1 protein-coding gene is annotated in these 15,108 nt (G+C 42.6%); it reads right to left on the bottom strand.

All coding sequences use genetic code 11. The features are described from left to right. Positions 1 to 15,108, bottom strand: a 15,108-nt coding sequence (locus IM496_RS07840; RefSeq protein ID WP_287661678.1) for an ELWxxDGT repeat protein, incomplete at both ends; no start/stop codon positions are given.

The raw sequence follows: 15,108 nt of genomic DNA, 5'->3' as shown, positions 1-15,108 counted from the left end.
TGTTCCCCGAATTGTAATATTAGCTATCCCTGATTGATTGTCTTGGTAGTCGAGGGTTAACTGATTGTCAACGATGGTAGCGGTGACTAATCCCGGATTGTCATTGACGAATACTGATTTAACAATTAAAGCGATGTCATTATCGATATCAGTGAAGACATTGTTTAAATCAATGACGGTATTAGCTGCATCTTCGTCAACATTGACATCTGTAATCGGATTGAGGACGGTTGGTGCATCATCTACTGGGTTAACAGTGATATTCACTGTCGCAGCATTATCTGCATAAACACTCCCATCAAACCCGTTCCAACTAAAAGTAATATTCCCGTTAAAGTTAGTATTGGGACTAAAAGTGAGATTATTTAAGTCGCTGACAGCAATTTCTTGATTGAGTGCAATTGCTGTATTATTCAGTTGGAGAACACCGTTATTAGGTAAAGCAGTAATCTCTATCTTAACCAGAGTATTACCATCAGCATCATTGAAAGCTGAAGTAAAGTCAGTTTGACTAAAGTTGATGGGGTTATCTTCATTCCCACTCTTATTAATGTTATTCAGAGTTGGTGGTTGATTGCTGGGAAGTTGCTGATTACCGAAGTTAATTCCCGTTAGTATCTGTCCTCCAGTCAGGGTGACATTATGAACTAAACTGACGGTATTAGTGACCGTGTTGGACCCATTATTATTGTTATTTCCTGGGTTAACTACACCTGAGCCAGAATTACTGTCATTGAGGTTGAGTATGCTTTCTGCTAAAGCAATTGCATTGATTCGAGGATAACTGATTCCTGTATTGGTAACGTTATCGTTTTCGTCATCCCCATCAATAATTAAATTGCTGGTGGTGTCTAATAAGGTACGAAATTCAGTTAAGGTTAATTCCCGTCCTAAATAAGTTTGAGCAATCTGTTGAGCAAGGGTAGCAATTGCGCTAATGTAAGGCACGGCTTGAGATGTGCCACCCATGGTAATTGTCCCACCAGTTGCATTGGCGCCACTGATTAAAATACCCGGCGCAAATACATCTAAAAGGGGATGACGTTGGGAGAAACTGGCGATTCGGTCTGCTGCGGTTGTATAGTCTTTAGCACCATTACTGAAGCTGCCAGAACCGAAATCATCGGCCCAAACTGCACCGACGGAGATTACATTCGGGTCGGCTGCTGGATAGGCTAATCCGGGGGTACTGTTAAAGGTGTAGAAACTGTTACCCGCTGCTGCTGCTATGAGAATATTTTGTCCGGCAATGGCGGCTAATTCATCGCCAATTCCATAGCGTCCGGTGGCGGTTGTCCAGTTTTGATTATCTCCTAAAGAAAGGTTGACAGATGCGACATTATATGTATTCGCATTTGTATTAACCCACTGTAGGGCCTCTTCTAAGTCAGCAAAGTACCCGGAACCGTTATCTTTAAAGACTTTGAGGATAATTAAGTTAGCATCGGGAGCAATTTGGGAGGCGATACTGGTAATGTGGGAGCCGTGATTGTTTTTATCACTGGCATCAGTATCATTATCAGCAAAGTCGTATTGATAGATAATCTTGTCAGCAATACCATTATTATTAGCATCCGCACCGAATAAGGGATGATTTAAGTCGGCACCGGTGTCAATAATAACTATGCTTTGTCCCTGTCCTTTGATGTTGCTAAAGCGGGAATCTGACCAGAAATCATCGAGGTTAATTAGATTGGTGGCGTTAGTATTTTGCGAGTTAGAAATGGTGTTACTGGGATTGGAGATAGGCGGTGTGATTGGATTATTATTGGGAGATTCATCATCGAGAATGGTGACGGTTGCCTGACTTTGATTCCCCAGAGTTGCGCCACTGGTGGGGTTGGTGAGATTGATGGTAAAGGATTCGTTTCCTTCGACTTTGTTGTCATTCCGAATGCGGATGGCGTTGGGATTATTTAAGATGGCGTTTTGGACGGGAATGACTTTACTGATTTCGTTTTCGGCGAAGGTAATGGTAATGGGATTTTGGTTAAAATCATTGTTGACGGAACTAGCGGCGCAACCGCAACCTTTGGCGGTTCCATCGCTAAAGGTTAGGGTGGCTGTGACTGTTCCTGTGAGGTTTCCGCTACGGATGATGATAATTTCGCTGATGGCGGTTCCATCTTCTGTAACTGTGTAGTTGCCGGTGCTGAAGTTGAGTTGGGTTTGATTACTTGTAGCGGGAGAAATTAGTTCTAAAGTGGGAATTGCGAGGGGAATATCCGCCGCTGTGGTGGTGATATTGAGGAGGGGATAGGTTTGTTTCCAGCCTGTTTGCACTACTTGAGCGACGTTATAATTACCCGGACGCAGGTTATTAAATGTATAGTCGCCGTTAGCATTAGTTTGGGTTGTGGTTTCTCCGGTATCGAGTTGGTTGTTATTGTTGGTGTCTAAGTAGACTGTCCATCCTGATAAACTGGGTTCGCTATTATTAACGGCATTGCCATCAATATCATTCCAAACTGTCCCTTTTATTTCTGCGTCGTTGTCTTGAATGGTTACATTAACCGTCCCAATGGTTAACCCGTTGTAGTTGGTATCTGTACTGCTGATATTGTGGGTAATGGTAGCAGTTTGATTTCCTTCTGTTAGGGTGTCATCTACTGCGGTAATGGTGACGTTTTGGGGAGTATTCCAGTTGGTTGTAGTGAAGGTAAGGCTAGTTGAATTGAGGGTGATTTGATTGTTACTGGTTAGGGTAATGGTGACATCGGCAGTGGGTTGGGTTTTGAGGACGAGAGAGTAGGTATCGGTGTTACCTCCTTCGGTGACGGTGGTATTTCCGGCTGTTTGGGTTAAGGTGACTCCTGGGGTGGGAGGGGGAGTAATGGTAAAGCTTGTGGTTTTGGCTGCGTCGCCGTTATTTCCGGCGTTGTCTTGGATGGTGGTTGCGTCAACCTGTAAGCTATAGATACCGGGGGTATTGGTTACGTCGCCTAATCCGTTAATGCGGTAGGTTGTATCAGAGAGATATTCAACGGTGACTGTATTAGGTAGGGTGAGGGGGATACCATCACGGGTGAGGGTAACATCACTCTTATCGAAGGTATTGAGGTTAATTTGTTCGGAGAATTGAACGTCAATACTGTTGATGGGGTTGGCGGTTGAGGTGGGAACGTTGATAAATTGGGTAAGGACTGGTTGGGTGATGTCTGCAAATAGACTTAGGGTTGTATTGGTGGTGTTTCCTGCGGTATCTTCTACCCGGATTTCTATATCTTTTGCGCCAGGTGAGGGAAGTTGAACTTGACTACTAAATTGGCTTCCGTTTACGGTTGCTTGTTGTAAGAGTTGATTGGTGATTTTGTCGTAGAAGAAGACTTTTAATCCGGTTTCTCCTAATTGACCACTAATGGTGGGATTGGTGGTATCAATTCGGGTTTGTCCTGATGCAGTTAAAGGCTGTAATGGCGCGAGGTCTGCGCTTTCAATATTTATTCCTGAAGGTGTTAGGGGATTGGTGACTGTAATATTAGTAGGAATTGCGGGTGCGATGGTATCCATTACCCAGGTTTCGGACTGGGTTCCATTTCCTGAATTACCGGATAAGTCTTGGATTCCACTACCGTTAACTGTCAGGTTATAGGTTCCATCGGTTGTGGTTAATCCACTTAGTCCATTAATTCGATAGGTGGTGTCGTTAATGGTGGTAATGGTGACGGTATTGTTAATTAAATTGCTGCCACTATTACGGGTGAGAGTAATATCTTGCCAAGTGAAGGTACTGAGGTCAATTTTTTCGGAGAAGGTGACGGTTAAAGAGGGAACTGGTTGATTACGCGGGTTGATTAATAGATTAGCAATATCTGTTACTACTGGTGGGGTGGTGTCGGCATTACCGCCAGCGGTTTTCTCCCAGGTTTCTGTTAGTGAACCGCTACCAAATTTACCGCCGGTGTCTTGGATTCCTGTGGCGTTGATGGTGAGTATATAGTCTCCATCGTTGTTGGTTAGGGTGTTTAATCCGCTGATTTGATAACGGGTGGAAGAGAGGGAAACAATGGTGACGGTGGAGTTGATTAAGTTTGTGCCATTGTTTAGGGTTAAGCTTAAGTCATTGTAATCGAAACTACTGGCTTGTATGGGTTCGGAAAAGTCAACGGTAATGGCGTTAACTGCTGTGGCGCGTGGGTCTGGACTAACATCAATAATGTCGGTAATAGTGGGTCCACCGGGGGTGTAAACAACCGTGTAGGTTTTCGTTCCTCCTGTGGCGTTATTGTCAAAGAAATGGAGGATGTTTTCATAGGTTGGACGACCAGTAGCGGGGAAAGTTCGGTCGGTTGTCCAGAAGTTATCTAAGCCAATTTCTGTACCGTCAGACCGCAAGATTTTAACGATGTCGTATTGACTGTTGCTGGGTTCATCTAAGCGGAAGTAAGTCCAGCCATCTTGGACGGTGGCGGTAATTTGAACAGTTAAGTCGCTGAGGGTTGGGGTTGCGTCAATGGTGGCGTTTTTGACGGCTTTGACGGGTGCGGTTCCGCCACTGCTAAAGTAGATTATATCGGGGGTAAATTGTGCGTCAAAGGTTTCGTTAACGAGGAAGTCGGGTAAGTTGTCGGGGTTGGAGTGATTGACTTGAACTGTATGAATTAGTTCGTGGATTTTGACTTCTTTGATGAGGGAAAGTTCAGCTTTACCAAGGCTGTTGATGTGTTCAAAGGTGGCTTTGTAGTCGATGAATTTCCCTTGTAGGCTGGATTTGAGTAACCAGTCAGCGACGGCGGTTTCTCCGGCTTCAATATTACCAAAGTTGACGGTTAGGGAGGGGGTAACGCCTTGTCCGTTGACTTCGGAACCGATGATTTGAAAGTCTATTAGTAAGCCTTTTTCGTTTTCGATGATTTTCGGTTGTCCGGAGGTGATTCTCAGGTTTTTTGCGTCTCCTTTTCCTTCATTTCTGATGAGGACGGCGAGGGAGTAGGGGACGGATGTTTCGATAATGTCATCGGTGAAGGGGTCATCGGCGAAGACATCTCGTTGATGGAAGTAGTCGAGGTAAAGTTCGGCTTGGGGATAGACGGTTACAGGACTCGCTAGGAGGGGGACGGTGATAGTTTTGCCGTTTTCGAGGTAGGAAAGGGTTCCACCAATGTTGTATTGGGTGGGGGTTTCTGGTGCGGCTAAATTGGTAGGAATAAAGGTCCATTGTGCGCTACCAATTCCTTCTTTTTGGGGAGTGTCGGGGTTATCTCCGGTTAAGATTCCTGTCCCATCAACGGCGGTGATATTGCTAAGAATGGGGTCGGTAATGCCAAATTTATCGTTGACAATGTTGCCGTTTTGGTCTTTGATTTGAAGGATAACGGAGAGGTTAGTTAGGTTGGTTGCGTTACCGTTTTCTATTTCTAAATTGCCAAGGAAGGCAGCGCGGGTCATTACTGCTTCTTGGTCGATTTTGATTTTGACTGTCGCGCAGACTCCCCCACTACCATCTAAGGCTTCCTTTAATTCCTGCACACCGTCGTAGAATTGCTCTCCTAAATCAGCAAAACCTGCTGCTTCACTAACTTCAATAGATTCATTAGCTTTTGCTAGAGCATTTTGCCAAATATCTATCGCTAAAAAATCTTTATCTTGTTCATTTTCTACATCTTCAGAATTAAATATACCTGCTTCCCAATAATCTATGGTGCGATTCCAGCGATCTAAAAATTTGTTAATATCTGATGCGGTTATTCCTTCCGGTGGAGTTAAACTTAATAATTCACTTCTTTCTTGATCAGAAATCTTAACATCAGATGCTTTCGTTCCCTCAGTTCTTGCATTGAATTCGCCCACCCAATTGTTAAAAGTATTTTCGTTTAGTTCTGCTGCTTGCCACCAAACAAAATCTCCAAATAGTAAAGTTTGTGCATCAATAAGGTACTGAAGAGACTTTAAATTATCACTTACAAGTTTTATTGCGGATTCAGGAATTGAGCTTGACTGGAGCAAAGATGACGTATCAGCACTAAAAGCAGCTCCTCCTCCTGCAAAATCTCCACCACTAGGAAATAAACAAGCTTGAATGATTTCATAACCACATTCCAGATACTTTAACCATTTAAAGGGTTGGAGAGTTTTTGTTGTTGCATAAATACAGTTCCAAACAGCTTTAACACAAGTCCAATAGTCACTACCACTTTGTCCAGAGGGATTCCCAAAACTAGCTACACACTTATAAGTATCTTTAATACATTTTTGCCAATCAGTAAATGGAATAAATTTTTCAACACACTTAAGAACTGCCTGTTTTAGTTTTTCGTTACAAGGATCACAGTCAGAAGAAGTTACTTTAAAATCTGGAATAACTATCCCACTAACAGATCCACCAGGTCCATTAGAGCCACCAAAACTAGGATAGGGGAAAGGAAGTGGATTTAAGCTTAAATTACAATTTCCTTCAACATTAAGAACAGGAATAGGAAAAGCTCTTTTAATTTTCTGTCCAGCACATTCATAATCATAACTCAACCCTAGCGAGAATGAACAAGGCACTTGAATTCCTGAAGATGTACTGATTTCACCACTACTTGCTAAAGTATCAAAATCAGCAATTCGGGTGATTCTGACTGGAATAGTAATCGAACTTTTAGCGGCTAAAATGTCAACCCCATTGATTAAAGGCTCAATCTTATAAAATGGATGCTCACCTATATTTAAAGCAATGTCATTCGCTGCAATTAAGCCATGATTAGTAACTTTCATGTCAATTTGCATAACTTGACCAACTGCTTGTAAATCAGCAAAATCTAGAGATGAAGGTTCAATAACCACCGTCGGAATTGGGACGTTGGTTTCAAACGTCGATTGAACCGTAATAATATATTTATCTTCAATTTCAGTCGGCGTTACTGTCCAAGTATATTTAACCGTTTGTCTTGACAAAAATGCCTGGATATTCTCTGTTTCTCCCGCACCAATATAAATATTCTGCTCATAATTATCATGGTTATCCGCAGTAATCCGCAGTTTATAATACCCCTCCGCTAAATCAGTTTTAGACAATATCCCATCGGCATCTTTTTCTGAGGAAATAACGGTTCCTGTAAAGGGATCTAATAGGGTAATTGTCGCATTTTCTAGCCTGGGTGAACCTTCTGCAAAGAAGAATAATTCATCAACAACACTAATATTAAGATTCCCTTTCGCTTCCGAAATCGCTCGGAAATTAAAGGGTAAGCTTAAGGATGCTTCATCCCCAGAAATAACGACATTTCCGTTATAAACTGTCAACTCTTGGGTCGCTGACGGTTGTAATAATAAGGATACTTTAGTTGATTGACCAGGATTTAAAGACGGTAAAGTAACCGCAGAAGCGGACTTTAACCAAGACGCATTAGGAAGCAGAATATTTAATTGTCCTGACGCAATTTCCCCTTGATTACTAACCGTAAACTCGACTATCGTTTGACCTCCCCGCAACATCGAAGCTTGTAAACTGCTGGTATCCGCAACTAAACGGGGTAATAGTCGCGCCACATCTACTCGTATTGGTAAATTTGCGGTAACGCCTTCAGCGGTACTTAATCCCAGACCAAAGTTGTAATAACTCCATTTATCATCGGGGACATTAATACTGTAATTGACTGTGATTTCTTCATTACCCCCTAAACTTGTTTTCTCTGGGGTGACATTAACTGTCCAATCACTTGGCGCACCATTGACTGTAGCAGTTAATCCCGATAATCCTAAATTACTGAGGTTTTGTAGTTTCACTGACCCATTAAAGGTGGTTCCTTCGGTAATCCGTTGGGAAACCTGCGTTAAGAATTGGTCATTTTGTTCAAACCGCATTCCTAAGAGAGTAAAACTATCTTCTGGGGTAGTATCTTCACTCGCAAACCCCGGGAAATAAGCATTGATATTATAAGTCCCCGCTTCTCCGGGTAAGGGAGTAAATTGACGGACAAAATTACCATTTCCATCGGTAAACGCATCAAACTCTCGAATATTTCCCTTATTCTCTACCCGGACTTTGACAAATTCAAACGCTACAGGAGAATTATCACTATTACTTAATGCTTGTCCCCGGAGAGTGACGGGATTACCGGCGATGGCAGTTTCTGTGTCAGAATAAACCGTACCACGATAAGCAGGTGTTACTGTGACTGGGGTAATCGTTGTATTATTGCTTTCCCCAATTGTGACTCCTTCATTAACGGTATTTCCGTTATCTGTCACCCCAATTAGGTAATATTGTCCTGGATTACGGGGAGCAAAGTAAGTGACTGTGCGATTGTAGGAGGTTCCCGGTAATAAATTGGCTTGATTTTCTGTACTTCCTAAGCCAAATTCTCCTAATAAGGTGTCGTTGGTGTCTAACTTATTATCGGTTGATAAATAAACTCGGTCTTTCCAACTTCCCGTCGCAGCGATAATTCCGTTATTGGTGACTGTGTAGGTGAATTGAGACTGCTTAGTTGTATAAGTTGGGGGGATTCCTTGTAATTGAGTGAGGACTAAATCAGGAACATTAATATCGGTGATTTCTAAGTTGTCACTGCCACTATTTAAGCCTGTTGCTGAAGCGGTAATTATTACTGTTTGACTACCGTCGTTGATTCCGTCACTAATTCCGGTAATAGTGAAAGTGGCTGAAGTTTGTCCCGCAGCAATTGTTACTGTGTTGGGGACTGTTGCTTCGGTGGTATCGCTGGAATTGAGGGTAACAATTAAGTCGCTGCTGGTATTAGTATTACGGGTAAGGGTTGCTGTTGCGGTTCCTGTTTCTGAGATAACATCTTTGTCAATAACGACTTTTAAAGTGGGACTTTCGTTATCGATGATATTAATATTAGTGGTTGCGGTTCCTGTATCGGTTGCTAAGTTTGTCCCTGTATAGGTAGGTTTGGCGGTGATGGTAACTGTTTGATTACCATCTAAAACGGTATCATCAACTCCGGTTATTTCAAAGGTGACAGATGCTTGATTGGCGGGAATGATAACAGTAGCAGGGACGGTTGCGGCGTTAGTATTGTTGCTGGATAGTTGTACCTGTAGTGGTGTATCGGTAACGAGATTACGAGTAACTGTTGCTGTTGTTTTACCCCCATTTTCGTAGATCCCCCCTGGCCCCCCTTCAGAAGGGGGGAGAATATTGAGGGTTAACGTAACTGCATCATTGTCGATGATTGCAATAGTATCTGAACCACTAACAAATCCTTGTGCTGTGGCAATAATGGTGTAGTTTTTCGCTAGTTCAATTAAGGTATCATCAACCGCATTAATATTAAAGTTGGCTGAATTTGCACCGGTGGGAATAGTAACAGTTGTCGGTACAGTAATTTGACTATTTTCACTATTAACTAAGGTGACTGTTAAGGGGTCTGTGGTGTCGGTATTGCGGGTAACTGTTCCCTGAATGGTGTTACCTTCGGTGACTTGTTCCCCACTAATAGTAAGGGTTAAGGTGGGTTTAAAGTCGTTGTCAATAATATTGACAATTGCGCTGTTTTGTGAGCCGATTGTTACGCCGTTGGTGGGGTTAGATAGACTGAGATTGATGGTTTCTGTCGCTTCAAAGATACTGTCATCAATGATGGGGATGGTGACGGTTTTACTGGTTCCTCCGTTGGCGAAGTTAACCGTAATTGCGGTGTTATTGTAGTCAGATGGTGCAGTTGCTGTTCCATTTGTTAGATTGATTCTGACACTAACTGCGCCATCACTTCCATTGCTACGAGTTAAAGTAACTGCGGTAACGGGGGTTCCATTCTCATTGATGGAATAAGTCCCATTGCTAAATTGAATGACTCCCGGTACTGCGTCATTATCAATAATCGTTAGGGTGGCGGTTTGTTGGGTTCCTAAGGTTGCGCCACCTGTGGGATTAGAAAGGGTTAGGTTGACGGTTTCTGTCGGTTCATAAATGGCGTCGTCAATTATGAATGATTTTGAAAAGCCTGTTGTACTTTGCGCCCCAAAAACTGTACCATTATTTTGATTAATACTTAAATCTTGAACTGTGTTACCATTAATTGAGTTAAAATTCCAATACCCGACTAATCCGCTTTCATTGCCAGTTAATTCCCGATTAAAATCAGCTTGTATTTCAGCTTGTGTACGGGCTTTATTCCAAATGCGTACATCATCAATTGAACCTTGAAAGAATTGACTTTCGTGTTGCCTTCCTCCAATCCGAAAATCATTCTGATCAAGATGAGAATCTCCAATCGTTCCAGAACCGTTATAAGTATGGACTAAGATGCCGTTGGCATAGGTTTTAATTAATCCTAAGTCATAAGTTACAGCAATATGAGTCCATTGATTGAGAGGAGCCACGTAACCAGTATTAATAAAAACCCAGCGAGGATTACTATTAGCAAATGCCCACTGAATGGTTCCGTCAGCATAACGAGCAACTTCATATTCACCTTCTTTATTGACAAGAATTCCTCCACCACCAAGAGAAGAAATACCATCATCACTAGGATTAATCCATGCTTCTATGGTTATGGCATTAGAAACTTTTAAACTCGCTTTATCCCCAACATTAACATAATCATTACCATCAAAAGATAGCCCTTTATTAGCTTGATCAAAATTAACATTTTTACTGGTTTGTCCATTAGCAAAGGTGACAGTTATGGGTGTATTAGTGTAATCATCTCCTGCAATTGCACTGCCATTACTAGGGGTTAAGATAACGCTAACTTCCCCGTCGCTTCCATTAGTCCGAGTTAAGGTGATATTGGCTGTTCCGTTTTCGTTAACAGTGTAGTTACTGTTATTGAGGTTAATTGTCCCCCGTTGCGGTAAGTCATCGTTAAGAATGGTTAAAACTGCTGTAGTCTGGGTTCCTAATGTTACGCCACCCGTTGGGTTAGATAGGGTTAAGTTGACGGTTTCATTGGGTTCAAATTGAGTATCGTTAACGATGGGAATGGTGACAGTTTTGCTGGTTTCCCCGTTGGCGAAGTTAACCGTAATTGCGGTGTTATTGTAGTCAGATGGTGCAGTTGCTGTTCCATTTGTTAGGTTAATAGTTGCACTAACTGCGCCTGTAGTATTTTCTGTTCGATTGACGGTAACAGCAACAACAGGAGTTCCATTTTCATTCACACTAAATTGAGAATTGCTAAAAGAGAGAACACCCGCATTAACATCATCATTAATAATGGTGCTAGTAACTGTATTAGTTGTTCCCCGATTATAATTAGCACTAGAAACCAGAGTTAAACTAACTGTTTCATCTTGTTCAAATATACTATCTGCTGTGGGGTCAATGGTTAAAGTTGCGGTATCCGAACCCGCAGCAAAAGTAATCGTTCCACTGGTAGTGTTAAAACTAGCCGCACCATTTTGAGCATAGTCATTATTAAAAGTTGCAGTTCCTCCTACATTAAAACTAACAGTGAGAGGATTAGCTGTATTGCCAGTCCGAGTGAAGGTGTAAACAAGATTAATTGTTCCATCCTCTGTTACACTCGCAGGAGAAACCGCAAGGGAAACCGTTGGTAAATCATTATCAACAATGGTTAACGTAGCTGTTGTTTGCGTCCCTAAGGTTGCGCCACCAGTGGGACTGCTGAGAGTTAAATTTAGGGTTTCATTCCCTTCAAAATCAGAATCATCGACAATAGGAAGAGTTACGGTTTTACTGGTTTCTCCGGGACCAAAAACCACAGGGACAGCTAGGGAATTATAGTCATTGGGAAAGATCGCCGTCCCATTACTTAATAAAACATTAACACTGACAGTTCCTTCGCTACCATTAGTCCTTTGCAGGGTAACGGCATTCACTAATGTACCATTTTCGTTGACACTAAACGCAGCGGCGGTAAAGGACAAGACCCCAGCTAGATCGTCTGCAACATTAGAGATAGAGATTGTGAGGTTGTTTTCGTAGGATAATCCTGTATTGTCAGTCGCTTTGACTCGGATTGTATGTTGGGTGTTGGTTTCGTAATCCAATAAGCTACCATCAGCGACCACCAATTGATTATTAACGATCGCAAATCGTCCACCGGCATTATTAATCAGAGTAAACGTATGAGTATCGTTAGTATTGTTATCCGAGGCACTTAGCAGGCCAATAACAGTATTATTAGCGCTGTTTTCAGGAACAGTACTGTTATTTAATGTGATATTCGTCGGAGCGCTATTCACCACACTCAAGACAAAGCTATCGCTTGTGGAAGTACCACTCTGATCGGTTGCTATAACTTTTAGATCATATTGTCCCGCTTGGGCCGCACTAGGATTACCACTAAAAGTGCGATCATTAAAGGTTAACCAACTGGGAAGGGTACTGCCATCGGCTAAGGTGGCTGAGTAGGTTAAAGAATCGCCAACATCGGAGTCTTGGAAAGTATTAGCAGAAATAGTGAAATTGGAAGACCGATTGCTAAAAATACTGGTATCGGTAATGGGATTAGCAACGGTGGGAACATCGTTAATTGAGTTAATAGTTAAAGCTACGGTTGATGGGTTAAGTGCGTAATTGGTTCCATCCGAACCGTTCCAAGTAAAACCAGCGATTCCGTTGTAGTTGGTGTTTGGGGTAAAGGTTAAATTGCCTAAATTTGCTACAGCAATTTCTTGTTCAACAGCAACTGGACTATTGTTTAACTTGAGAAGTCCGTTACTCGGTAAGTTAATAATCTTGATTTTGGCTAGGGGGACACCACTACCACTGTTAAAGACACTGGCAAAGTCATTAGCTGTAAAGGGAATGACCTGATCCTCATCTCCGGTTTTCTGAACAACGCCAATGGTAGTGATCTGGTCAACATTTACTGTCCAAAGCTCTACGCCATTAACCCCGTTATCAGCAGTGAAGTATAGTTTACCGTTGCTATAGGTTAAATTGCCAGGGTTAGAACTATTACTGCCGCCATAAATATCCTTCAAAAAGACTGGATTGCCAGTCGTTGGATCAAGTTTCCAAAGTTCTCGACCATTAGCACTGTTAGAGGCAGTGAAATAGAGAACGCCATTAGCATTGAGCAAGTTTTGCGGAGAAGAACTGCCACTGCCGGATACAACCTGAATGACACTGGGGGTTCCCGTCGCTGGGTCAATTCTCCACAGTTCAGAACCACTCGTCGGGGTAGAAGCTTGGAAGTAGAGTGTGCCGTTGACATTGGTTAAATTACTCGGCGATGAACTGCCGCTTCCTGAATTAATGTCAATCAGAACTGGATTTCCGGTGGTGTTATCAATGCGATAAAGTTCTGTCCCGTTGATGCCATTAAATGCCGTGAAATACAGTGTGCCATTGACATCTGTTAGGTTGCTGACGCTGGAAGTATTACTTCCGGGATAAATATCCAGCAGGGAGACAACACCAGTAGCCGGATTGGCTCGCCACAGTTCGGTCCCATTGACATCATCGTTAGCGGTGAAATAGAGAATGTTGCCAATTTTAATAAAATTGCTAGGACTAGAACCCAAGGTTGTGGCATTAATGTCTTTAACTAAAGTCGTACCTTCTGGGGTGCCATCGGTTTGCCACAACTCTATCCCTTGGCTGTAATTATCAGCACTGAAGTATAGTTTCCCGTTGCTATAGGTTAAATTTCCGGGACTAGAACTATTACTGCCGACATAAATATCCTTCAAAAAGACTGGATTGCCAGTCGTTGGATCAAGTTTCCAAAGTTCTCGACCATTAGCACTGTTAGAGGCAGTGAAATAGAGAACGCCATTAGCATTGAGCAAGTTTTGGGGAGAAGAACTACTGCTACCCGACACAATATCAATTAAAGCCGGATTGCTGGTGGCGTTATCAATGCGATAAAGTTCTGTACCGTTGGTGCCATTGTTGGCGGTAAAGTAAAGTATCCCGTTGACATTGGTTAAATTACTCGGCGATGAACTGCCACTTCCGGCTGAATTAATATCAATCAGAACTGGATTTCCTGTGGTGTTATTGATGCGATAAAGTTCTGTCCCGGTTGCGCTAGTCGTAGCGGTAAAATACAGTGTGCCATTGACATTAGTTAGGTTAGCAGGACTGGAGCTTGATGCACCTGAATGAACATCCACAACTTCAGGATTGCCAGTGGTAGAGTTGATGCGCCAGAGTTCGGTTCCGTAAGTGGGATTATTAGCGGTAAAGTAGAGAACTCCGCCAAGATCAATCAAATTACTTACATTTGGGGTACTGGAGCCGATATAGATTTCTAAAGGAACTGTACCTTGTGCTGTCCCGTCGCTACGCCATAATTCTCGACCATTCACCCCATCATCAGCGGTAAAGTATAAGACGTTGCCAACTGCGTAGAGCGTGGTGGGACTCGAACTATTACTTCCAGTGCGAATATCTTTCACTAAAACTGGATTACCACTGGCATCTAGCTTCCATAATTCTGTCCCATTGGCACTGTTGTTTGCCGTAAAAAAGACTGTGCCATTGACATTAGTAAAGTTCTGAGGCGATGAACTACCACTCCCTGTCACCACATCAATTAATACGGCATTACCTGTGGTGTTGTTGATTCGGTAAAGTTCATAGCCACTGGCAGAATTATAGGCTTGGAAATAGAGCGTGCCATTGACATTGGTGAGATATTCTACATACTGAGTACCAGCAACCTGGACAACATTGCCTGTGGCGGGGTCAATTGTATAAAGGGGACGGTAAATTGTAAACTCATTATTCCAATTGGAGTTGCGGAAGTAGAGGCGGTCTCCTACCCGGGTAAATTGGTCAAGGTATCCGGCATCATCGTTTCTTAAATTAGGTACACTCAGTTGTACTGGTTGACCCGTTGTTGGGTCAATTTTGTAAAACCGCTCGCCATTAACACCATTATTAGCGGTGAAATAGAGTGTGCCATTGATATCAATTAGATTGCGAGGGTTGGAACTAGGACTCCTTTCGTTAATATCCTTAGCTAGAACTGTTCCCGCACTTGTGCCGTCGCTAACCCATAATTCCACTCCATTGATACCGTTGTCAGCCGTAAGATACAGGGTATTGCCGATGGCGAATAAACGACTGGGACTGGAACTATTGCTCCCGGTGCGAATATCTTTAACTAAAACTGGATTACCACTGGCATCTAGTTTCCATAATTCTGTCCCGTTGGCACTGTTGTTTGCCGTAAAAAAGACTGTGCCATTGACATTAGTAAAGTTCTGAGGCGATGAACTACCACTCCCTGTCAC

The organism is Microcystis sp. M049S2, from assembly GCF_020245625.1.
GTDB lineage: Bacteria > Cyanobacteriota > Cyanobacteriia > Cyanobacteriales > Microcystaceae > Microcystis > Microcystis ichthyoblabe_A.
Note: the sequence above shows the minus strand (reverse complement) of the source record. Positions and strands in the feature narration are given on the sequence as shown.